Raw genomic sequence first — 22712 nt, 5'->3', positions numbered from 1 at the left:
TGGCACGCCCATCTGCGGCGTTGTCGTCGGTTGCCGACTCCCCCCACTCTCGACTTCGCTCGAGCGGGGGGACCCCCATCGCGTCGACTCCCTCCTCCGCCTTGCAGCTGGACGCACCAGACCCCGCTCACCTGCGCTGATCAGTCACCGTTGCTTCTCCGCGACCTGATCCGCCGGACAGGCCCTAGTCGGCCGACGCCTCGGCCAACGCCCGCGGCAGCGCCCCCGTGTGCAGCACGCCCAGCCGCTGCGTGGCCCGCGTCAGGGCCACATACAGGTCGCTGGTCCCGTACCGCCCCGGCTCGACGACCAGGACGGAGTCGAACTCCAGGCCCTTGGCCTGCCGCGGGTCCAGCAGGACGACCGTCTGCGTCAGGTCGGGCTCGGCACCCGCCGTCACACCGTCCAGCCGGGCGGCCAGCCGCCGGTGCAGGTCGCGTGGCGCGATCACCGCGAGGCGGCCCTCGGCCGGGGTCAGCTCCCCGACCGCCTTGGCGACCGCGCCGGGCAGGTCGTCGGTGGCGCGGACCCAGGGGCGTACCCCTGTCGACCGTACGGAACGGGGCGGCTCGAAGTCCGGGTGCTCCGCGCGTACGACGGCCGCCGCGAGGTCCATGATCTCGGCGGGCGTGCGGTAGTTGACGCCGAGGCGGGTGTGGTCCCAGCGGTCCTCGACGTACGGCTGGAGGATCTTCGACCAGGAACCCACGCCCGCCGCCTCCGCGGTCTGGACGGGGTCGCCGACCAGGGTCATGGAGCGGGTCGGGCTGCGCCGCATGAGCAGCCGCCACGCCATCGGGGACAGCTCCTGCGCCTCGTCGACGATGATGTGCCCGAACGCCCAGGTACGGTCGGCCGCCGCGCGCTCGGCGGCGCTGCGGTGGTCGTCCTCCTCGTGCCGTTCGGCGAACCGTTCGGCGTCGATGATGTCGTGCGCGGACAGCACCTCGGAGGCGTCGGGATCACTGTCCTCCTTGTCCTCGAACTCGTATGTGCGGGAGGCGTACGACACGTCCAGCACGCCCTGGGCGTACGACACCTGCCGCTGCCGTTCGCGTTCCGCGCGCGCCCGGGCCGCCCGGTCGTCCTCGCCGAGGAGTTCGGCGGCCTCGTCGAGCAGCGGTACGTCCGCCACCGTCCACGCCCGGGTGACCGGTCGGCGGATGGCGGCGGCGTCCGCGTCGCTGACGTACTCCTCCGGCGCGGCGAGGAAGTCCGCGACAAGCCGCTGCGGGGTGAGGACCGGCCACAGCTGGTCGATGGCGGACCAGACCTCGGGGTTCTCGGCGAGTTCGTCGCGGATCTGGGTGATGTCACTGGCGTCGAGGAGGTTCGAGCCGTCGTAGGGGTCGGTGCCGATGCGTTCGGCGACCATGTCGGTGAGCGTGTTGAGGATGTGGCCCTCGAAGTGCTCGCGGGCGGCGTTGTGCGCCAGCTTGGCGGCGCGGGTGCGCTCCCGGGCGACGCTCACCAGGCCGTCGTCGAGCATCAGGATCTCGCGGTCGTGCTCGATCGCGATCACCGGGTCGGGCAGCGCCTCCCGGTCCCGTACGACGGCGGCGAGCACGTCGGCCATCTCGGCGCGGCCCTTCACGGCGGCCGCCTCGGGGGTGTCGGTCGCCGTCGCCTTCACGCCGGGGAACAGCTCACCGACCGTCGCCAGCAGTACGCCGGTCTCGCCGAGGGAGGGCAGTACCTCGCCGATGTAGCCGAGGAACGCCGGGTTGGGGCCGACGATCAGGACGGCCCGTTTGGCGAGCAGCTCCCGGTACTCGTAGAGGAGATACGCGGCCCGGTGCAGGGCCACCGCCGTCTTGCCGGTGCCGGGGCCGCCCTCGACGACCAGTACTCCGCGGTACGGGGCGCGGATGATCTCGTCCTGTTCGGCCTGGATGGTCTGCACGATGTCCGTCATCCGGCCGGTGCGCGCGGAGTTCAGCGCGGCCAGCAGTACGTCGTCCCCGCTGGGGTCCTCGTAGCCGGTCCTGGTGGCGTCACCGACGTCGAGGAACTCGTCGTGCAGGGCGGTGACGCGGCGGCCGTCGGTGGTGATGTGCCGGCGGCGGCGCAGGCCCATCGGGGTGTGGCCGGTCGCCAGGTAGAAGGGACGGGCGACGGCGGCACGCCAGTCGATCAGGATCGGCGTGCGGTCGGCGTCGGCGGCGCGCAGGCCGATACGGCCGATGTGGTGGCGGACGCCGGAGGTCAGGTCGATCCGGCCGAAGCAGAGCGAGCCGTCCACGGCGTTCAGCGCGGCGAGCAGCCCGGACCGCTCGGCGACGAGGATGTCCCGCTCCAGGCGGGCCTGCATCGGCTTGTCGCCCTGTGCGAGCGCGTCCGTGACGGAGTGCTCGGCGTCGCCGCGCAGCGCGTCGACACGCGCGTACAGGTCGTCGATGAATTCCTGCTCGCGGCGCATTTCATCGTCTGGAAAGTCGACGTTTGACGAATCCATGTTTGACAATTCCGCTCCCACCCGGATATACTTGCCCTATTACGCTTCCTTGCGACTGCATTTCCATGAAGTCGCGAACCATTGAATATACGCAGAGAAATCCCCCGGGCGCAATTGCCCGGGGGATTTCTTTACGTTCGCCGAGGTCACAGCACGTCGGACAGCTCCTCCAGCAGCCGGCGCTTCGGCCGCGCGCCCACCATCGACTTCACGGGCTCACCGTCGCGGAACACCATGAACGTCGGCATGGACAGCACCTTGTACGCGTTCGTCGTCTCCGGGTTGGTGTCCACGTCCAGCTGGACCACCTTCAGCCGCTCGCTCTCCTGCGCCGCGAGCGCGCTCAGCACCGGACTCATCTGCCGGCACGGCGGGCACCAGTCCGCGGTGAACTCCACCAGCACCGGCAGCTCCGCCCCGAGCACCTCGTCGTCGAAATCCGCGTCCGTCACCTCGGCCACACCCGCTGCCCTGATCACCGCGTCTGCCCTCCCAGTTCGCACACCGGTTCCGGGCCGCCCGGAACCACCGCCTCGTCGGCCAGCTTCGCCCGCGCCCTCTCGGCGCGCGCTAGCTGCCGGGCCACCGTCGCCCGTACCGCGCCCAGCTCCGCGATCAGCGCGTCGAGCTCGTCCAGCTTGCGCCGGTACACCGCGAGCGACGCGGGACACGAGTCGCCCTCCGGGTGCCCGGCCCGCAGACACTCCACGAAGGGCCGGGTCTCCTCCAGGCCGAACCCGAAGTCCTGCAGGGTCCTGATCTGCCGGAGCAGCTTGAGGTCCTGCTCGTCGTACGTCCGGTATCCGTTGGTGTCGCGCCGCGCGGGCAGCAGCCCCCGCGACTCGTAGTACCTGAGTGTCCGCGTGGTGGTCCCGGCCCGTTCGGCCAGCTCGCCGATTCGCATGCGTACGAACGTAAGCCTTGACGCCGACGTCAGGGCAAGGCCGCCAGAGGATCGAAAAGGGCCGGGCGGCCAGGCCTACGGGGGGAGGGCCTGACCGCCCGGCGGTCGAGGGGGCGGGACCATCACGGGCCCGCCCGGCGCAGCGGCTACGCCTTCGCGAGTTCCTTCTCCTCGCCCGCGCGCGGCTCGGGCACGTCGGTGGTGTCGTCCGGTGCCGTGCCGTGACCGTCGTCCAGCAGCGTCGTCTCGTCGAACGGCAGCCGGCCGGAGAGCACCTCGTTCATGCGCTCCTTGTCGATCTCCTTGGTCCAGGTGCCGATCAGGACCGTGGCGACGGCGTTGCCCGCGAAGTTGGTCAGGGCGCGGGCCTCGCTCATGAAGCGGTCGATGCCGACGATGAGGCCGATGCCGTCCACCAGGGCGGGCTTGTGCGACTGCAGACCGCCGGCCAGCGTCGCCAGACCGGCGCCGGTGACACCTGCCGCGCCCTTGGACGCGACCAGCAGGAAGAGCAGCAGCGGGATCTGCTCACCGAGGGACATCGGCGTGCCCATGGCGTCGGCGATGAAGAGGGACGCCATGGTCATGTAGATCATCGTGCCGTCGAGGTTGAAGGAGTAGCCGGTCGGGACGGTGATGCCGACCACCGGCTTGCTGACGCCCACGTGCTCCATCTTCGCGATCAGCCGCGGCAGCGCGGACTCGGAGGAGGAGGTGGACAGGATCAGCAGGAACTCGCGGCCCAGGTACTTGAACAGCGTGAGGATGTTCAGGCCGGAGACGATCCGCAGCAGCGCGGCGAGCACGATGAAGACGAAGAGGAAGCAGGTCACGTAGAAGCCGAGCATTAGCACGGCGAGGCTCTTCAGTGCGTCCACGCCCGCGGACCCGGTGACGGCGGCGATGGCACCGAAGGCACCGATCGGCGCGGCCCACATGATCATGGCGAGGATACGGAAGACAAGGCGCTGGATGTGCTCCACGGCGTGCAGGATCGGCTGTCCCGCCGGCCCCATGGCCTGCAGGGCGAACCCGGCGAGCAGGGCGACCAGCAGGGTCTGGAGGACCTCACCGCCGGTGAAGGCGGAGACGATCGTGGTCGGGATGATGCCGAGCAGGAACTCGGTGGTGTCCTTGGCCTCGGCGTCGACCTGTGCGTGACCGGTCTCCCTGATCGCGTCGGTCACCGCGAGGCCCGTGCCGGGCTCCACGATGTTGCCGACGACCAGGCCGATGGCGAGGGCCACCAGCGACATCACCGTGAAGTAGATCAGGGCGATGCCGCCCACCGCACCGACCTTGGCGGCCTTCCGCACCGAACCGATCCCGAGCACGATCGTGCAGAAGATGATCGGCGAGATCATCATCTTGATCAGGTTCACAAAGCCGGTGCCTATCGGCTTCAGATCGACGGCGAAGTCGGGCGCGGCCAGGCCTACGACGATGCCGAGCGCGACCGCGATGATCACCGCGATGTAGAGATAGTGGGTGCGGTCCCGCTTGGCGGGCTTGGCAGGTGCCGTATCGGCTGTACTGGTCACGACTGCCCTCCTTGACGACGTCATCGGCATCACCGGCGTGCGGCTCACGTCCGGGGGATCTGGAGCTTGGAAAGTCCGGGAGACGCACTCCCGCGATGCGGTGACTATCTCCCGCCCTGTGAGGGCGGTCACCCTTCCGTTCATTTAGTTCGTACTTAACGTGGGGGGCACACTGACGACATGCGCATCCGTATCCCGCGACCTCGCAGCCTGGCCGGTCAGCTGTTCGCCATGCAGGCCGTGCTCATCGCGGTGCTCGTTGCCGGATACGCGCTGTTCACGTACGTCAGCGACCGCAACCAGGCCGAGGGGGCCGCGGGCCGCCAGGCCATGGCCGTGGCGCGGGCGGTCGCCGACGCGCCCTCCACCCGGGCGGCGATCCGCACCTCCGATCCCACGGCCGCCCTCCAGCCGTACGCGCTGCGCGTCATGCGGGACACGGAGGTCGACTTCGTCACGATCATGAATCCCCGCGGCATCCGCTGGACCCACCCCAACGAGAACGAGATAGGCCAGCGCTTCCTCGGCCATATCGAGCCCGCGCTGAAGGGCGAGTCGTTCACCGAGACCTACACCGGCACGCTCGGCCCGTCGGTCCGCGCGGTCACCCCGATCGAGGACGGGGGGAAGGTCGTCGGCCTGGTCAGCGCCGGCATCCGGGTCGAGGCGATCAGTGAACGCGTCCAGGGCCAGCTGACCGCCCTGCTCGGGGTCGCCGGCGGCGCCCTCGCGCTCGGCGCGGTCGGCACGTATGTCATCAACGCCCGGCTGCGCCGCCACACCCACGGCATGAACGCGGCCGAGCTCAGCCGTATGCACGACTACCATCAGGCCGCGCTGCACGCCGTACGCGAGGGACTGCTGATGCTGGACGGGCAGTACCGGATCGCGTTGATCAACGACGGAGGGCGGGAGCTGCTCGGGGTGACCGAGGATGTCGTGGGCAGATCGGTGGCCGAGATCGGACTGCCGGCGCCGCTGACCGGGGCGCTGCTGGCGTCGGAGCCACGGGTGGACGAGGTGCATCTGACGGCGGACCGGGTGCTGGTGGTGAACACCTCGCCGGTGTCGGGCGGGGAGCGGCGGGGGACGGTCGTGACGTTGCGGGACGTGACCGAGCTCCAGTCGCTGATGGGCGAGCTGGACTCGGAGCGGGGCTTCACCCAGGCGCTGCGCTCCCAGGCGCACGAGGCGGCGAACCGGCTGCACACGGTCGTGTCGCTGATCGAGCTGGGGCGGGTGGAGGAGGCGGTCGACTTCGCGACCGCCGAGCTGGAACTGGCGCAGGCGCTGACGGACCAGGTGGTGGCGGCGGTGGGCGAGCCGGTCCTGGCCGCGCTGCTGCTCGGCAAGACCGCGCAGGCCAACGAGCGCGGTGTGGAGCTGGTCGTGACTCAGGACAGCCGGCTGGACGACGGGCTGCTGCCGGAGAGCCTGCCGGCCCGGGACCTGGTGACGATCCTCGGCAACCTGATCGACAACGCGGTGGACGCGGCCCAGGGCAGCGTGCCGGCCCGGGTGACCGTGTCGGCGGTCGCGGAGAGCGGTGAGCTGGTGTTGCGGGTGTCGGACACCGGGGCGGGAGTGGACCCGGAGCACGCGGAGGCGGTGTTCCAGCGCGGGTTCTCCACCAAGCCGGCCGGTCCGGGCGGACGCGGCCTGGGCCTGGCCCTGGTACGGCAGGCGGTGCACCGGCATGCCGGGTCGCTGTCGGTGGCGGAGGCCGACGGGGGCGGGGCGGAGTTCGAGGTGCGGTTGCCGTTGCGGGAGCGGTCCGCCGCGGGCGGGGCGGCGTCGGGAGGCCGGGCATGACACTTCAGGAGCCGATCCGCGTCCTGGTCGTGGAGGACGATCCGGTCGCCGCCGACGCACATGTGATGTACGTCGGCCGGGTGCCGGGCTTCGTCGCGATCGGCAAGGCGCAAACGGGAGCGCAGGCACGGCGCACGCTGGAGCGAACGCCGGTGGACCTGCTGCTGCTCGACCTGCACCTGCCGGACGTGCACGGACTGCAACTGGCTCGCTCGCTGCGGGCGGCGGGCTATCACGCGGACGTGATAGCGGTGACGTCGGCGCGGGATCTGGCGGTGGTGCGGGAGGGAGTGTCGCTCGGGGTCGTCCAGTACGTCCTGAAGCCGTTCACTTTCGCGACGCTGCGGGACCGTCTGGTGCGGTACGCGGAGTTCCGGGGTGCGGCGGGCGAGGCCAGCGGCCAGGACGAGGTCGACCGCGCACTGGCGACCCTGCGGGCACCGACACCGGCGGCGCTGCCGAAGGGGTTGAGCGCACCGACGCTGGAGCGGGTGACGGTGGCCCTGCGGGACTGCGCCGACGGGCTCACGGCGACGGGGGTCGCGGAAGCGGTGGGGATCTCGAGGATCACGGCTCGGCGGTACCTGGAGCATCTGGTGGATGCGGGCAGGGCCGTGCGGAGTCCTCAGTACGGGGCCGTGGGGCGGCCGGAGTTGCAGTATCGGTGGGTCAAGGGGCAGTAGTCGTCGGAGGGTTGCGGGGCGGCCGGATCACAATCCGCCGCAGACGCATTGACCTGACTAGACCACTCCTCTTACGTTCACCGGGCAGCCATCCCGGCGCCACAACGAAGTGTGCCCGTAGGAGGTCATGTCCGTGCGTCCCACCGCCGTTCTGCTCGCCACCGCACTCGCCCTCACCGCCGCCTCCCTCACCGCCTGCGGCAGCGGATCCGGCAGTGACCCGGACACCGTGAAGGTCTCCTTCAAGCAGTCCACGGACAACTCCGTCAAGGTGATGGACACGTTCCTCGCGGATATCAAGAAGCAGTTCGAGAAGGAGAACCCCGGCAAGAAGGTCGAGCTCGTCCCGATCAAGGCCCCGGACTCGGAGTACTACACCAAGGTCCAGCAGATGCTCCGCTCCCCGAAGACGGCCCCGGACCTCGTCTACGAGGACACCTTCCTCATCAACTCCGACATCACCAGCGGCTACTTGAGGCCCCTCGACCCCTACCTCGCCAAGTGGAAGGACTGGAACCAGTTCATCGACACGGCGAAGGCCGCGGCCAAGGGCGAGGACGGGAAGACGTACGGCGTCCCGGACGGCACCGACACCCGGGGCCTCTGGTTCGACAAGGGCATCTTCGAGAAGGCCGGCCTGCCGACCGACTGGCAGCCGAAGAACTGGGACGACGTCCTCGAAGCCGCCCGCACGATCAAGCAGAAGGTGCCCGGCGTCACACCCCTCAACGTCTACACCGGCAAACCCGCCGGCGAGGCCGCCACCATGCAGGGCTTCCAGATGCTCCTCTACGGCACCAACGAGGGGACGACGGACCCGCTCTACGACGAGAAGTCCAAGAAGTGGATCGCCGGCAGCCAGGGCTTCAAGGACGCCCTCGCGTTCGTCGAGACGGTCTACAAGGAGAAGCTCGGCCCCGATGTCTCCGACGCCCTCGACCCGAACTTCGGCACCCGCGTCCGCGGTGAACTCCTCCCCCAGGGCAAACTCGGCATCAACCTCGACGGCTCCTGGCTGCCGCAGGACTGGCTGGAGGGCAGCGGGCACGAGTGGCCCGAGTGGTCTCAGAAGCTGGGCCTCGCCTACATGCCCACGCAGCAGGGCCAGTCCCCCGGCAAGGTGAGCATGTCCGGCGGCTGGACGTGGGCGATCCCGGCCAAGGCGGCCAACCCCGACCTGGCGTTCAAGTTCATCGAGACGATGCAGACGAAGGCGAACGCCCAGAAGTGGTACATCGCCAACTCGGGCATCGCGGTCCGCAAGGACGTAGCGGCCGACCCGGCGTACGTACAGGCGCAGCCCGGCATCAAGTTCTTCACCGACCTGGTCGCCACCACCCACTACCGGCCCGCCTACCCGGCGTATCCGAAGGTCTCCACCGCGATCCAGGAGGCGATGGAGGGTGTGACGACGGGCGACATGTCGGTGGAGGAAGCGGCGAAGGGCTACGACGAGGAGCTGAAAACGGCGGCGGACGGCCAGGTGACCGAGAAGTGAGCGCCCGCGCATGACGACCGCCCGCGCCACGGACCCGGGCCCCGCCCTCACCAAGAGGCAGGGCCCGGCCACCCCCAGCTCCACGCATCGCTCCCGGTCCCTCCTCCGCGCCCTCCCCCTCACCCCCGCCGTAGTCCTCCTGCTCCTCTTCCTGGCGAGCCCGATCGCGTACTGCGCCTACATCGCGTTCACCGACCTCCAACTCACCGGGCAAGCCGAGGAGTCGTTCATCGGCTTCGAGAACTTCCGTACGGCGTTCGGGGACGAGGCGTTCCTCAACGCGGTGTGGCTGACCCTGGTCTTCACGGTCGTCTCGGCGCTGATCGGCCAGAACACGCTGGGTCTGGCGCTGGCGGCGCTGATGCAGCGTGCCTCGAAGCCCGTACGCACGCTGGTCGGCAGCATCGTCATCACGGCGTGGGTACTCCCGGAGGTCGTCGCCGGCTTCCTCCTCTACGCCTTCTTCCGCCGGGAGGGCACCCTGAACGCCATCCTGGACTGGCTCCATCTCCCGTCCCAGAACTGGCTGTTCACGCTCCCGATCCTGGCGGTGTCCTTCGCGAACGTCTGGCGCGGCACGGCCTTCTCGATGCTGGTCTACTCGGCGGCGCTCAACGAGATCCCGAAGGAGATCACGGAGGCGGCGGAGGTCGACGGCGCGGGCGGCTGGCGCCGCCTGTGGCACATCACGCTCCCGATGATCCGCCGCTCCATCGGCACGAACCTGATGCTGATCACCCTCCAGACCCTGTCCGTCTTCGGCCTGATCTGGGTGATGACGAGGGGCGGCCCGGGAGGCAAGAGCCAGACCCTCCCCCTCTTCATGTACGAGGAGGCCTTCCAGAAGAGCATGATCGGCTACGGCACCGCGGTCGCCCTGCTGCTCCTGGTGGTGGGCTCGTTGTTCTCGGTGGTCTACCTGCGCCTGCTGCGAACGGAGGTCTGACCCATGTCACGCCGCACGCGCCACCGCCTGGCCGCCGACGCCGGCCTCCTGGTGGTGGCCGCCGCCTTCTCCCTCCCCCTGCTGTGGGTGCTCCTGTCCTCACTGGACACGAACGCGAATCTCCAGGTGAAGCTCCCGGACGGCCTGACCCTGGACAACTTCGACGCGGTCCTGACCCCGGACGTCACGTTCACGCCGCTGCTCAACAGCCTGCTCCTGTGCGGCGGCGGCACGCTGCTGACGGTGGCCTGCGCCGCCCTCGCCGCTTACCCGCTGTCGCGGTTCCGGTCCCGCCTCAACCGCCCGTTCCTCCTCACGATCCTCTTCGCGACGAGCCTGCCCATCACGGCGATCATGGTCCCGGTGTACGCCCTGTTCGTGCAGGTGAACCTGATCGACACCATGCAGGGCACGATCTTCTTCTTCGCGGCCTCTCAACTGCCGTTCGCGATCTGGCTGATGAAGAACTTCATGGACGGCGTACCGAAGGAGCTGGAGGAGGCGGCCTGGACGGACGGTGCGTCGTCGCTTCAGTCGCTGGTGCGGATCGTGCTGCCGCTGATGGGGCCGGGAGTGGCGGTGGTGACGGTGTTCTCGTTCGTGATGATGTGGGGGAACTTCTTCGTCCCGTTCATGCTGCTGCTCACGCCGGATCAGATGCCGGCGGCCGTGAGCATCAATGAGTTCTTCGGGAACCGGGGGACGGTGGTGTACGGGCAGTTGGCCGCGTTCTCGATCATCTACTCGACGCCCGTGATTCTGCTGTACGTGCTGGTGGCGCGGCGGTTGGGTGGGGGATTTGCCCTGGGTGGAGCGGTCAAGGGGTGAGAGTTGGGCACCCTCTGATCAGCCCTCCGGCAACACCCCCGCCCGAAACGGCTCCACGCCCACAATCCGCCGCACCTTCACCGGCTCGATCAGCAGCATCACCCGCCGCTCGCCCGGCAGCAGCCACGGATACCGCTCCTCCCCGATGTACTTCCGCGTCAGCCGGTCCATCGACCGTTCCGCCTCCTCCCCCTCCACGAACCGCACCACCCGCCCCCGGATCTCCACCCGGTCGTAGGGATTCCCGGGGTCGTGGTGGGACAGCGAAACGTTGGGATTGCGCCGCAGGTTCTCCTCCTTCACGCGCCCGATCGCGGTGTTGACCATGACGTACTCACCTTCGAGGTCCGCCCACATGGGCGACACCTGCGGCGCCCCGTCGGGGCCGACGGTCGCCAGATGCCAGAAGTTCGGGGCCAGCAGACGCTCGCGCACATGCCCCTCGACCTTGCCGTTCACCTCGTACACGGGACACCCTCCTCCCGGGCTGCCCCTCGCGGGCCGCCCGACGCCATCCTCGCGATCACCCGGCCCACCCCGACAGACGATCTTCGGCCACCCCGGATCCACCACCGAAACCGTATCTTCCTACAATCCGTGATCCTGGCCGAACAGACCGTAGTCACCACCCTCCCGCGCCCCTACTTTGTGCCCGTGCGCCGACCCCCAGCCCTACCGAACCAGCCCGGTCCCCCCTTCAACGCCCCCGCCGCCCGCCGGCTCCGTGCCGCCCTCGGCATGGGGCCCGAACACGTCGCCTACGACCTGCGTGCCTCGTACGGCCTGCCGTACGTCACCCCGGACCTCGTCATCGCCTGGGAACGCGGGACCGCCAACCCCAGCAGCCCCGAACTCACCGCCCTCGCAGGTGTGTTGTGGTGCTCACCGGCTGAACTCATCGGCAGACCGCGGACACTGCGCGAGCACCGCATCTCCCGCGGGCTCGCCCCGGAGGACGTCGCCCGCGGTGTCGGGCTCGAACTCCTCGCATATCTGCGGATGGAGGAGGACGGCGAGTGGCGTGGCACCGAGCGGCAGACCACTGCCCTGGCCGGCGTCCTCGACCTGGGCCTGCCGGACTTCGTCACCGTCACCGGCCGCGAGGCCAAGCTGGCCGACCTGCTGCGCAGTGCCGTGACCACGCGCTGGCAGGCGTACGTCCGTCCGGTGGGCAAGATCGTGCCCCTGGACCGGGGCCTGCTGGAGGCCACCCTTCAGCAGCTGCACCAGGACTACCAGGGGCAGATGGTCGCCACCCTCAGCTGGGGCGGCGGCAGCGGCGACGCCGGTGACCACGGCCGCGACTTCCTCGACCGGATCGTCGAGCACTTCTGGACGACGGTCGAGAGAAGCACGCCACAGCCGTACTAGAAGACGGACTCAGCCTCGTCCATCCGGTCCTTCGGCACCGTCTTCAGCTCGGTCACCGCCTCCGCGAGCGGCACCATGACGATGTCGTTGCCGCGCAGCGCGGTCATCCGGCCGAACCGGCCCTGGTGCGCGGCCTCCACCGCGTGCCAGCCGAAGCGGGTGGCGAGCACCCTGTCGTACGCGGTCGGGGAGCCGCCGCGCTGGACGTGGCCGAGGATGACCGGCTTGGCCTCCTTGCCGAGCCGCCGCTCCAGCTCGTACGCCAGTGCCGTACCGATGCCCTGGAAGCGCTCGTGGCCGTACTGGTCGATCTCACCCTTGCCGTAGTCCATGGTGCCGTCGGCGGGGTGGGCGCCCTCGGCGACGCAGATCACCGCGAACTTCTTGCCGCGGGCGAAGCGCTCCTCGACCATCTTCACGAGATCGGCCGGGTCGAAGGGACGCTCCGGCAGACAGATGCCGTGCGCGCCCGCCGCCATGCCGGACTCCAGCGCGATCCAGCCGGCGTGCCGGCCCATGACCTCGACGACCATCACGCGCTGGTGGGACTCGGCGGTGGTCTTGAGGCGGTCCATGGCCTCGGTGGCGACACCCACCGCCGTGTCGAAGCCGAACGTCCGGTCGGTCGACGAGATGTCGTTGTCGATCGTCTTCGGTACGCCGACCACCGGCAGACCGGCGTCGCTCAGCATCCGGGCCGCCGTCAGCGTGCCCTCGCCGCCGATCGGGATCAGCGCGTCGATGCCGAAGTCGCTGACGATGTCGGCCGCGTTCTCGCAGGCTTCGCGCAGGCGGTCGCGTTCCAGGCGGGAGGAGCCGAGGATGGTGCCGCCGCGGGCCAGGATGCCGCTGACCGCGTTCAGGTCGAGGCTGCGGTAGCGGCCGTCCAGCAGGCCCGCGTAACCGTCCTCGAAGCCGATGACCTCGTCGCCGTAGTTGTCGACCGCGCGGTGCACGACCGACCGGATCACGGCGTTCAGGCCGGGGCAGTCGCCGCCTGCGGTGAGAACTCCGATGCGCATCGTGCTGTGTCTCCAGGTCGCTGTCGATACCGGTGAGCCACTGCCGATTGTTTCACGTCCCTCAGGCCCTCAGCACGACGATGTCTTGACGGGCGCCTTATCTACGGCCAGAGGTATTGTCAAGAGGGTTCTGCTCACCTCGGTGGGCGATTTTTGTGACTGAGACGAAACGGAGAGCACGCGTGACGCGCAGCGTGTACGTGACCGGTATCGACCGTGGCGACGGCCGCCAGGTCGTCGAACTGGGAGTCATGGAGCTCCTGACCCGGCAGGTGGACCGCGTCGGCGTCTTCCGCCCCCTCGTCCACGACGGGCCCGACCGCCTCTTCGAGCTGCTGCGCGCCCGCTACCGGCTGTCCCAGGACCCGGCGACGGTCTACGGCATGGACTACCACGAGGCCTCCGCGCTGCAGGCCGAACGGGGGACGGACGAGCTGGTGTCCACGCTCGTCGACCGGTTCCATCTCGTCGCACGGGACTACGACGTCGTCCTCGTCCTCGGCACCGACTTCGCCGACACCCAGCTGCCGGACGAGCTGTCCCTCAACGCCCGGCTCGCCAACGAGTTCAGCGCCTCGGTCATCCCCGTCGTGGGCGGGCGCAAGCAGGCCGCCGAGTCGGTGCTCGCCGAGACCCGCAACGCCTACCGCGTCTATGACGGGCTGGGCTGCGACGTCCTCGCCATGGTCGCCAACCGGGTCGCCCGCGAGGACCGCGACGAGATCGCCCGGCGGCTGACGGACCGGCTGCCCGTGCCCTGCTACGTCCTGCCCGACGAGCCGGCCCTGTCCGCCCCGACGGTCGCCCAGATCTCGCAGGCCCTGGGCGGCAAGGTGCTGCTCGGCGACGACTCGGGACTGGCCCGTGACGCGCTCGGCTTCGTCTTCGGCGGGGCGATGCTGCCGAACTTCCTGGGCGCCCTGACCCCCGGCTGCATGGTCGTCACCCCCGGCGACCGCGCCGACCTGGTCGTCGGATCGCTCGCCGCGCACAGCGCCGGCACCCCGCCGATAGCGGGTGTCCTGCTCACCCTGAACGAGGTGCCGAGCGACGACATCCTCACCCTCGCCGCCCGCCTCGCCCCGGGCACCCCGGTGCTGTCGGTGCCCGGCAACAGCTTCCCCACCGCCGAGCAGCTGTTCTCCCTGGAGGGCAAGCTCAACGCGGCCACCCCGCGCAAGGCGGAGACCGCGCTCGGCCTGTTCGAGCGGTACGTGGAGACCGGGGATCTGCTGAAGCGGGTGAGCGCCCCGAGCAGCGACCGTGTGACGCCGATGATGTTCGAGCACAAGCTGCTCGAACAGGCCCGCTCCGACATGCGGCGGGTCGTGCTGCCGGAGGGCACCGAGGAGCGCGTACTGCACGCCGCCGAGGTGCTGCTGCGCCGCCGGGTCTGCGACCTCACGCTGCTCGGCCCCGTCGACCAGATCCGCAAGAAGGCCGCCGACCTCGGCATCGACCTCGGCGACGCCCAGCTGATCGACCCGGCCACCAGCGAGCTGCGTGACGCCTTCGCCGAGAAGTACGCGGCGCTGCGCGCCCACAAGGGCGTGACCGTGGAGCTGGCCTACGACGTCGTCTCCGACGTGAACTACTTCGGCACCCTGATGGTCCAGGAGGGCCTCGCCGACGGCATGGTGTCCGGGTCCGTGCACTCCACGGCCGCGACCATCCGGCCCGCGTTCGAGATCATCAAGACCAAGCCGGACGCGAAGATCGTCAGCTCGGTCTTCTTCATGTGCCTCGCCGACAAGGTGCTCGTCTACGGCGACTGCGCGGTCAACCCCGACCCCAACGCCGAGCAGCTCGCCGACATCGCCATCCAGTCGGCGTCCACGGCCGCCCGGTTCGGTGTGGAGCCGCGGATCGCGATGCTGTCGTACTCCACGGGTACGTCCGGCTCGGGTGCCGACGTCGACAAGGTGCGCGAGGCGACCGAGCTGGTCCGCTCGCGTCGGCCCGACCTGAAGATCGAGGGGCCGATCCAGTACGACGCCGCCGTGGAGCCGACGGTCGCCGCGACCAAGCTGCCCGAGTCCGAGGTCGCGGGGCAGGCCAGCGTGCTGATCTTCCCCGACCTCAACACCGGCAACAACACGTACAAGGCCGTGCAGCGCTCGGCCGGCGCGATCGCCGTCGGCCCGGTGCTCCAGGGCCTGCGCAAGCCGGTCAACGACCTGTCCCGGGGCGCCCTCGTCCAGGACATCGTCAACACCGTCGCCATCACGGCGATCCAGGCCCAGTCCTCCGACCAGAAGGCATCCCAGCTGTGAGTTCGTCCCGCCCGTCTCCCACCACCGCCCTATCGGACGAGCTGCGCTCGACCCCTTCTACGCGAGTCCTCGTCCTCAACTCCGGCTCCTCGTCGGTGAAGTACCAGCTGCTCGACATGCTCGACAGCAGCCGGCTCGCGGTGGGCCTCGTCGAGCGGATCGGCGAGGAGACCTCCCGCCTGAAGCACACCCCGACGGGCACCGAGACCCGGGAGTGGACGGGGCCGATCGCCGACCACGAGGCCGCCCTGAAGGCCGTGTCGGCGGAACTGGCCAAGGACGGCCTCGGTCTCGACTCGCCCGAGCTGGCGGCGATAGGCCACCGGGTCGTGCACGGCGGGAAGCACTTCACCGAGCCGACGGTCGTCGACGACACCGTGCTCGCCGAGATCGAGCGGCTGATCCCGGTCGCCCCGCTGCACAACCCGGCCAACCTGACCGGCATCCGTACGGCCCAGGCACTGCGCCCCGACCTGCCCCAGGTCGCCGTCTTCGACACCGCGTTCCACACGACGATGCCGGAGTCCGCCGCCCGCTACGCGATCGACGTGCAGACCGCCGACGAGCACCGCATCCGGCGCTACGGCTTCCACGGCACCTCGCACGCCTACGTCTCCCGGGCCACGGCTCAGCTGCTCGGCAGGGCCCCCGAGGACGTGAACGTCATCGTGCTGCACCTCGGCAACGGGGCGTCCGCCTCGGCGGTCAGGGGCGGCCGGTGCGTGGACACCTCCATGGGGCTGACGCCGCTGGAGGGGCTCGTGATGGGTACGCGTTCCGGAGACATGGACCCGGCCGTCATCTTCCATTTGATGCGTGTTGGCGGAATGTCCGCAGACGAGATCGACACTCTTCTCAACAAGAAGAGCGGGCTGATCGGTCTGTGCGGGGACAACGACATGCGGGAGATCCGCCGCCGGATCGATGCGGGCGGCGAGGATGCGGCACAGGCGCAACTCGCCTTCGACATCTACATTCACCGCCTGAAGAAGTACATCGGCGCCTATTACGCGGTACTCGGCCGGGTGGACGCGATCGCGTTCACGGCCGGGGTCGGCGAGAACGCGGCGCCCGTGCGGGAAGCTGCGGTGGCGGGCCTGGAGGAGCTGGGCCTGGCGGTGGACAGCGAGCTGAACGCCGTACGCGGCGACGCACCGCGACTGATCTCGCCCGAGGACGCGAGGGTGGCCGTGGCGGTCGTGCCGACCGACGAGGAACTGGAGATCGCGACACAGACGTACGCGCTGGTAAAGGGGTCACAGAACCTCACCTGAGCGACATCCCGCCCTTTTGTATTTTCCGCCAGACGGAATATTCCGCAGCGAAACAAACCGATAGGATCGCCCCCATGCGCCGTTCGAAAATCGTCTGCACTCTCGGCCCCGCGGTCGACTCCCACGAGCAACTGGTCGCGCTGATCGAGGCCGGCATGAACGTGGCCCGCTTCAACTTCAGCCACGGCACGCACGCCGAGCACCAGGGGCGGTACGACCGGGTCCGGGCCGCCGCCAAGGAGACCGGCCGGGCCGTCGGTGTCCTCGCCGACCTGCAGGGCCCGAAGATCCGCCTCGCGACCTTCGCCGAGGGGCCGGTCGAGCTGGTGCGCGGTGACGAGTTCACCATCACCACCGAGGACGTCCCGGGCGACAAGACGATCTGCGGGACGACCTACAAGGGTCTGCCCGGCGACGTCGCGCGCGGCGACCAGATCCTGATCAACGACGGCAACGTCGAGCTGAAGGTGCTGGACGTCGAGGGCGCGCGGGTCAGGACGATCGTCATCGAGGGCGGCGTCATCTCCGACCACAAGGGCATCAACCTGCCCGGCGCGGCCGTCAACGTCCCGGCGCTGTCCGAGAAGGACGTCGAGGACCTGCGCTTCGCGCTGCGCATAGGCTGCGACCTGGTGGCCCTGTCCTTCGTCCGGGACGCCAAGGACGTGCACGACGTCCACCGGGTCATGGACGAGGAGGGCCGCCGCGTCCCGGTCATCGCCAAGGTGGAGAAGCCGCAGGCGGTGGCGAACATGGAGGACGTCGTGATGGCGTTCGACGGTGTGATGGTCGCGCGCGGCGACCTGGCCGTCGAGTACCCGCTCGAGAAGGTCCCGATGGTGCAGAAGCGCCTGATCGAGCTGTGCCGCCGTAACGCCAAGCCGGTGATCGTGGCGACCCAGATGATGGAGTCGATGATCACCAACTCCCGGCCGACCCGCGCCGAGGCCTCCGACGTGGCCAACGCGATCCTGGACGGCGCCGATGCGGTCATGCTGTCCGCCGAGTCGAGCGTGGGCGCGTATCCGATCGAGACCGTCAAGACGATGTCGAAGATCGTCCAGGCGGCCGAGCAGGAGCTGCTGTCCAAGGGGCTCCAGCCGCTGGTCCCGGGCAAGAAGCCGCGCACGCAGGGTGGTTCGGTCGCCCGTGCCGCCTGCGAGATCGCGGACTTCCTCGGCGGCAAGGGCCTGGTGGCGTTCACCCAGTCCGGTGACACCGCCCGCCGACTGTGCCGTTACCGCGCCGAACAGCCGATCATCGCGTACACCACGGACGAGTCCACCCGCAACCAGCTGACGCTCAGCTGGGGCGTCGAGTCGCATGTCGTGCCGTTCGTGAACAGCACCGACGAGATGGTCGACCTGGTCGACCAGGAGATCGCCAAGCTCAACCGCTTCGACCCGGGCGACATCGTGATCATCACCGCCGGTTCGCCCCCCGGCGTCCCCGGCACCACCAACATGGTCCGCGTCCACCACCTGGGCGGCGGCGAGCGCGACTGACGCGCCGCCGGCGCGCGCACAGCGGCCTTCGTACGGCACTGAGGGCGCCCCCTGCGACAGGGGGCGCCCTCAGTTGTTGCGGCTCCCGAACGGGCTTTGCGGGGCGCTCAGTCGGTGACGTACTGATGCAGCCCGGGCACGTGCAGGGTCCCGCCGAACTGGCCGGCCTGCTGGACCTTCACCTTGGTGAAGTAGATCAGCGGGATGTTCAGCGGCGGCGGGTGCTCCGGGTCGAACGTGACCGGGATCAGGCCCAGCAGGTTGCCGGAGATGCGCTCGGTGTACATCACCGTCTCACCGTCGCGGATGGTGGACGTCGAGCCCTCGGCCGCCTGCACGTGGTACGTCTTGCCGAACTGCTCGTCCTCCACCTTCTGGTGCAGGTCGTCGATGTCGGTGCCGTCCGATATGACGTACTTCAGTACTTCCTTGACCGAGCCGTTGGCGGTCTTCACCTTGACGATGCCCTGGTAGTCGGCGCCCTTCAGCAGCAGCGAACTGGCGTCCAGGAACCAGGGGTCGTCGGGCAGCGGCACGGTGTTGTCGACGCCGCCCTCCTCGTCGGTGGCGACCGGGCAGTCGTCCACGTCCGTGGTGGAGCTCGCCGAGGGGCTCGGGGTCGGGGAGGCGGTGGCCTCCTGCGCGGCCTCGCCCGCGTCCTCGGCCGCCTCGGACGCCGTACCGGTGGCGTCCTCGACGGTGTCCTCGACCGTGTCGGTGACCTTGTCGGTGGTCTCCTCGACGGGGTCGGACGTGTCCTTGCCGGAGTCCTCGGTGCTCCCCGAACTCCCCGACGACGGGGCCTCGCTCGCGCTCGGGCTCGCCGAGGCGGACGGGGACGGCGTCGGGCTCGCGGTCTCCTGGCCGGCGCCGGTGATGGTGTCGACGACGCCCGTGACCGCGTCGCCGATGGTCTCCAGCACGCCCTTGTCGCTCTCGGACGGCGACGGTTCCGCGGTGGCGCCACCGGCCGGCTCGGACTCCTTGCTCTCCGAGGCGGAGGGCGACGGCGTGGGCTCGGCCTCGTCGTCGGCACCTGAATCCGACGAAGAGTCGCTGCCCGAGGAGTCCGAACTCCCCGGACTCCCGGAAGAGGACGACGCGTCCGACGACGCCGACGGGCTCGGCTCCGCCTCGTCCGCGGACGCGCTCTCGCTCGCCGAGGCGGAGGGCGACGGTGTAGCCGACTCGGAGGAGCCGTTCTCGGCCTCCTCCAGGGCTGCGACGCAGTCCTTGTACTCGTCGGCCGTCAGGCTCCGGGAGGCCGGCTGGTCCTCGGCGAGGGCGAGCTTCGGTGTGAACCCCATCCCCATGAGGACCGCCGTGGGCATCGCCGCGAGGGCTATCGCCTTGCCGGCCGGCATGTGGAACCTGGTGAACAGCGGCTTCTTGGGTGCCGCGTGGCGCGGCCCGGTTCTCACACGGGACTCGTCCACTTCAGTCCCGTGGGTCACCTCGTCAGCCGGCACTGTGCCTCCCGTTCGCCTCGTTGCCGGGGCTCGTTCCTGACAGATCGTTGGACTTGTCCACCCCGTCCGCGACTGCGGTGCCCGGCGCTACCGCGCCCTCGGGGGCACCGCCCGTTCCCTTGGTGTCCGCCTGCTCCGGCGCGGGCGGCGCGCCCTCGACCCATGCCACGGCCATCGCGCCGCCGATGAGGGCCAGCAGGAAGCCGATGAGGAAACCGCCGAGGTTGGACACCGGGATGGACACCAGCGCCAGCAGGATCGCCGCGACGCCCGCGAAGGTGCGGACGTGCTTCTGGAACCAGAGGCTGAAGCCCAGGACGACGAGCAGCACGCCGATGATCAGGGATCCGGCACCCGCGGTGGTGGCCATCGCCAGCGTCAGGTGGCCGATCTGGAGGTTTGCGTACGGGAAGTAGGCGATGGGGAGTCCGCCGAGCATGACGAACAGGCCGGCCCAGAAAGGCCTTGTGCCCCGCCAGGCGCGGAAGTTCCGCCGAAAGACCCGGAGGTAGTGCTCGTTGTGGCCGGGCGCGGCAGGAGTCTCGGCGCTCATGGAAAACAGCTCCCTGGAACGGCGTTGCTGTGGTGGAGAGATGTACTGCGTGCAGATGCGGTGCAGTGGGGGCGGAGAGTGGACGGGCGGGGGCGCCATCGGCTCCCCCGCCCGTCAGAGAGTGCCTAGTAGCACTCCTTGACACCCGTCGACAGCGACATCTTCAGGCCGCTGAGCTTGAAGGTTCCGGCGGTGGTGGCCCACGCCGTCTGCTTCACGTCCTTCAGCGTGACCGAGTCGGCCTGCTGGGCGAACCCGTACGGGTTGGCCTGCTCGCCGCCGCCCTTCATGCCCGGACCCTTGCTGGCGTCCTTGGCGGCCACACCGATGTCGATGCCCCGGAACGTCGCGTCGGCCTCGAGCTGGGCGACGTCGATGTACAGGTTCTCGGCCTCGACCGGAGTGGCACCGTCGCCGGCCCGCAGGATCAGACTGACGTTCCCGAGCACCGGAATGTTCGGGGTGACGACCGACTGGCACAGGCTCTTGATGGTCGCCTGCTTGAACGCCGAGACGGCGACGGGGTGAACCGTCTTCTTGCCGTCGAGCGTGTAGCCCTCGTCAAGGGCGCCGTACTGCGAGAAGCCCGTACCGTCGAGCTGCTTCGTCGTGACCTTGAACGACTGGCCGGAAACGCTGAACGACGCGGCCAGAGCGCCCTGAGCGAGTGCGACACCTATGCATGCCGTGGCGGCAACGCTGGGCACCATGACCACAGCGAACCGCTTCCATCTGGTCCCACCACGCACCTGGGACTCCATATTTCCTCCTTCTCGGACGTACATCTCCTGGCACCCGGCTCGCCCTCGGACGACGGCTCAGCGGGGCAGGGATGGGAGAAGTGCTACGTCCTCGGGAAGGAGAGCGCCTGCGCTCGGCGGCGCGAACCGCGCCCGAATCACCGGCGATCACCCCCGAGCGACAACCACTGGTCGCGCCTGACACGCATCACGCACAACCTTGCTGGACAGGCTTCGCGGTGGGCGAAGACCCCCCTGTCCAAGAGCCGGCGCCACTGCCGTCGACTCTGCTCGGTGGGGACCCAGGAAATCCCGTGACCCGACCGGCTGTCGGGGTGCGGGAATGGACCGAGCGTCGCCGATCGTGGTGCATTCTCGCCGCCCGCACAAGGGGGTTCGTTACTCACTAGTAACGGCCGGATAACCGAACAACGACCCCTCGGTCTCGCTCAGCGACGCTGGGTGGCAAGTAGGGGGAGGACAAAACTATTGATCGCTGGACAGAATCCGACAGATCAGCGCCCGCGACTTACTCGCAGTAACAGCGGCCGCGATTACCAAGATTTGGTAAAGCGCGGCCGCAGTGGCCCTCCATCGGCAGTTCCGTCACTCGGGCACCAGCCGCCTCATGGCGCCGGGAGGCCCGCGGAACAGGTCCTCCGCCCCGCTCAGAACAGGGCGCGGGCAAGCGCCCGGCGCGCCGCGGTCACCCGCGGATCGTCGGCGCCGACCACCTCGAACAGCTCAAGCAGCCGCAGCCGTACGGCATCCCGGTCCTCGCCCGCCGTACGCCGCACGGTGTCGATGAGCCGCCCGAACGCGTCCTCGACATGACCGCCCACCAGATCCAGGTCGGCGGCGGCGATCTGCGCCTGCGCGTCGGCCGGCTTCTCGGCCGCCTCCTTGCGCACCCGCTGCGGGTCGAGGCCCTGCACCCGCTGGAGCAACTCCGCCTGCGCCAGGCCGAGTTTGGCCTCCGGATTGCCGGGGTCGTCGGCGAGCACGTTCTTGTACGCCTGGACGGCCCCGCCCAGGTCGCCCGCGTCCAGCGCCTGCGCCGCCGCGTTCAGCAGGGCGTCGTACGGCCCGGCCGGCGCCTGCGCGGGCGCGGCCTGGCCGCCCGGCTCGGCCTCCGGGTCGACGGTCAGGCCGGTCAGCCCGAAGCGCTGCTCGGCGACTGTCACCAACTGGTCGAGGGTTTCCCGGATCTGCGCCTCACCGGCCGCTCCCTGGAAGAGCGGCAGCGCCTGGCCCGCGACGACGGCGAAGACCGCCGGGATCCCCTGGATCCCGAACTGCTGCATCAGCATCTGGTTGGCGTCGACGTCGATCTTGGCGAGGACGAAGCGGCCGTTGTACTCGACGGCGAGCCGCTCCAGGACAGGGCTGAGCTGCTTGCAGGGCTGGCACCACTCGGCCCAGAAGTCGATGACGACCGGGACCTCGGCGGAGCGCTGCAGGACGTCTTGCTCGAATCCGGCCTCGTCGACGTCGATGACGAGATCGGCCGGGGAGACGGCCCCGCCCCCGCCCTTCCGGGCCGCTTCGGCGCGCGCCTGCTCCGCCTTCGCCTTGGCCTCTTGGGCCGCCTTCACCGCGGCGAGGTCGACGACGCCGCTCATGGACATGTTCCGTGGCTGCATGCGTCTATCCTCCCCCGTTCCCGCGCGTGTGTGAAAAACGCCGTGAAAGCCGGACCCGGAAGGGTGGCCGACTGCGTGGTCTGCGGCGCCGGGTCCCCACCCCACGCCCTGTGGTCGTCGCTCGCGTACGCCTCCACGAGCTTTCGCTACGAGTCGTAGCGTAATGCCATGCAGAGCCTGCGTGGCACCGCCGCC

Annotated in this window: 19 protein-coding genes; 9 read left to right on the top strand and 10 right to left on the bottom strand. The window is 69.6% G+C overall.

The annotated features are described in order from the left end of the window. Positions 1–184: 184 nt before the first annotated feature. From ACTWQJ_RS06685 to ACTWQJ_RS06670, 4 genes are all read right to left on the bottom strand, one after another. Positions 185–2419: a HelD family protein gene (locus tag ACTWQJ_RS06685; protein ID WP_443305689.1), complete on the bottom strand. Its 2235-nt coding sequence runs from the start codon at positions 2417–2419 to the stop codon at positions 185–187. A gap of 182 nt (positions 2420–2601) precedes the next feature. Beyond that, on the bottom strand, positions 2602–2934 hold the full coding sequence (gene trxA, locus ACTWQJ_RS06680) for a thioredoxin (protein WP_443305688.1): 333 nt from the start codon (positions 2932–2934) through the stop codon (positions 2602–2604). Continuing rightward, complete coding sequence (locus ACTWQJ_RS06675) at positions 2931–3359, bottom strand: MerR family transcriptional regulator (protein ID WP_443305687.1); 429 nt, start codon at positions 3357–3359, stop codon at positions 2931–2933. The genes trxA and ACTWQJ_RS06675 overlap by 4 nt, the downstream gene beginning before the upstream one ends. 146 nt (positions 3360–3505) lie before the next feature. After that, a complete protein-coding gene (locus tag ACTWQJ_RS06670; RefSeq protein WP_443305686.1) occupies positions 3506–4900 on the bottom strand; it encodes a cation:dicarboxylate symporter family transporter in 1395 nt (464 codons plus the stop codon). Between the two features lie 180 nt (positions 4901–5080). Here ACTWQJ_RS06670 and ACTWQJ_RS06665 point away from each other — a divergent pair, with 180 nt between their 5' ends. From ACTWQJ_RS06665 to ACTWQJ_RS06645, 5 genes are all read left to right on the top strand, one after another. Then, a complete protein-coding gene (locus ACTWQJ_RS06665) occupies positions 5081–6712 on the top strand; it encodes an ATP-binding protein (protein ID WP_443305685.1) in 1632 nt (543 codons plus the stop codon). Then, positions 6709–7395 (top strand): response regulator, encoded by a 687-nt coding sequence (locus ACTWQJ_RS06660; RefSeq protein ID WP_443305684.1) that lies wholly within the window; start codon positions 6709–6711, stop codon positions 7393–7395. The genes ACTWQJ_RS06665 and ACTWQJ_RS06660 overlap by 4 nt, the downstream gene beginning before the upstream one ends. Positions 7396–7522: 127 nt before the next feature. Then, positions 7523–8893, top strand: coding sequence for an extracellular solute-binding protein (locus ACTWQJ_RS06655; protein WP_443305683.1), 1371 nt, complete (start codon positions 7523–7525; stop codon positions 8891–8893). Positions 8894–8903: 10 nt separating this feature from the next. Next, entirely contained in the window at positions 8904–9839 is a 936-nt protein-coding gene (locus ACTWQJ_RS06650) for a carbohydrate ABC transporter permease (RefSeq protein ID WP_443305682.1), read from the top strand. Positions 9840–9842: 3 nt separating this feature from the next. Next, positions 9843–10667, top strand: coding sequence for a carbohydrate ABC transporter permease (locus ACTWQJ_RS06645; protein WP_443305681.1), 825 nt, complete (start codon positions 9843–9845; stop codon positions 10665–10667). A gap of 18 nt (positions 10668–10685) precedes the next feature. Here the strand turns inward: ACTWQJ_RS06645 and ACTWQJ_RS06640 are convergent, their stop codons facing one another. Beyond that, positions 10686–11135 (bottom strand): PPOX class F420-dependent oxidoreductase, encoded by a 450-nt coding sequence (locus tag ACTWQJ_RS06640; RefSeq protein ID WP_443305680.1) that lies wholly within the window; start codon positions 11133–11135, stop codon positions 10686–10688. Positions 11136–11321: 186 nt separating this feature from the next. On the opposite strand from ACTWQJ_RS06640, the gene ACTWQJ_RS06635 reads away from it, so the two are divergent. After that, the gene (locus ACTWQJ_RS06635) at positions 11322–12038 is read left to right on the top strand and encodes a helix-turn-helix domain-containing protein (protein WP_443305679.1); all 717 of its coding nucleotides are present in this window, start codon (positions 11322–11324) and stop codon (positions 12036–12038) included. Here ACTWQJ_RS06635 and ACTWQJ_RS06630 read toward each other — a convergent pair. Next, positions 12035–13060, bottom strand: coding sequence for an ATP-dependent 6-phosphofructokinase (locus ACTWQJ_RS06630; protein WP_443305678.1), 1026 nt, complete (start codon positions 13058–13060; stop codon positions 12035–12037). The genes ACTWQJ_RS06635 and ACTWQJ_RS06630 overlap by 4 nt on opposite strands. Positions 13061–13242: 182 nt before the next feature. On the opposite strand from ACTWQJ_RS06630, the gene pta reads away from it, so the two are divergent. The 3 genes from pta to pyk all read left to right on the top strand — a co-directional run bounded on the left by pta (position 13243) and on the right by pyk (position 18112). Continuing rightward, positions 13243–15333: a phosphate acetyltransferase gene (pta, locus tag ACTWQJ_RS06625; RefSeq protein WP_443305677.1), complete on the top strand. Its 2091-nt coding sequence runs from the start codon at positions 13243–13245 to the stop codon at positions 15331–15333. A 41-nt stretch (positions 15334–15374) separates the two neighbouring features. After that, on the top strand, positions 15375–16607 hold the full coding sequence (locus ACTWQJ_RS06620) for an acetate kinase (protein ID WP_443305691.1): 1233 nt from the start codon (positions 15375–15377) through the stop codon (positions 16605–16607). A gap of 74 nt (positions 16608–16681) precedes the next feature. After that, a complete protein-coding gene (gene pyk / locus ACTWQJ_RS06615; protein WP_443305676.1) occupies positions 16682–18112 on the top strand; it encodes a pyruvate kinase in 1431 nt (476 codons plus the stop codon). 107 nt (positions 18113–18219) lie between these two features. Here the strand turns inward: pyk and ACTWQJ_RS06610 are convergent, their stop codons facing one another. The 4 genes from ACTWQJ_RS06610 to ACTWQJ_RS06595 all read right to left on the bottom strand — a co-directional run bounded on the left by ACTWQJ_RS06610 (position 18220) and on the right by ACTWQJ_RS06595 (position 22517). Next, on the bottom strand, positions 18220–19581 hold the full coding sequence (locus ACTWQJ_RS06610; RefSeq protein ID WP_443305675.1) for a hypothetical protein: 1362 nt from the start codon (positions 19579–19581) through the stop codon (positions 18220–18222). Continuing rightward, positions 19571–20134, bottom strand: coding sequence for a DUF6114 domain-containing protein (locus ACTWQJ_RS06605; protein WP_443305674.1), 564 nt, complete (start codon positions 20132–20134; stop codon positions 19571–19573). The genes ACTWQJ_RS06610 and ACTWQJ_RS06605 overlap by 11 nt, the downstream gene beginning before the upstream one ends. A 125-nt stretch (positions 20135–20259) precedes the next feature. Beyond that, positions 20260–20895: a DUF6230 family protein gene (locus ACTWQJ_RS06600; RefSeq protein ID WP_443305673.1), complete on the bottom strand. Its 636-nt coding sequence runs from the start codon at positions 20893–20895 to the stop codon at positions 20260–20262. A 647-nt stretch (positions 20896–21542) separates the two neighbouring features. Next, positions 21543–22517 (bottom strand): tetratricopeptide repeat protein, encoded by a 975-nt coding sequence (locus ACTWQJ_RS06595; RefSeq protein ID WP_443305672.1) that lies wholly within the window; start codon positions 22515–22517, stop codon positions 21543–21545. Positions 22518–22712 lie beyond the last annotated feature (195 nt).

The sequence above is a fragment of the Streptomyces sp. KR55 genome, from assembly GCF_052245645.1.
Lineage (GTDB): Bacteria > Actinomycetota > Actinomycetes > Streptomycetales > Streptomycetaceae > Streptomyces > Streptomyces flavusporus.
The sequence above is the reverse complement of the archived record's forward strand: the minus strand, read 5'-3'. Positions and strand labels throughout refer to the sequence as shown.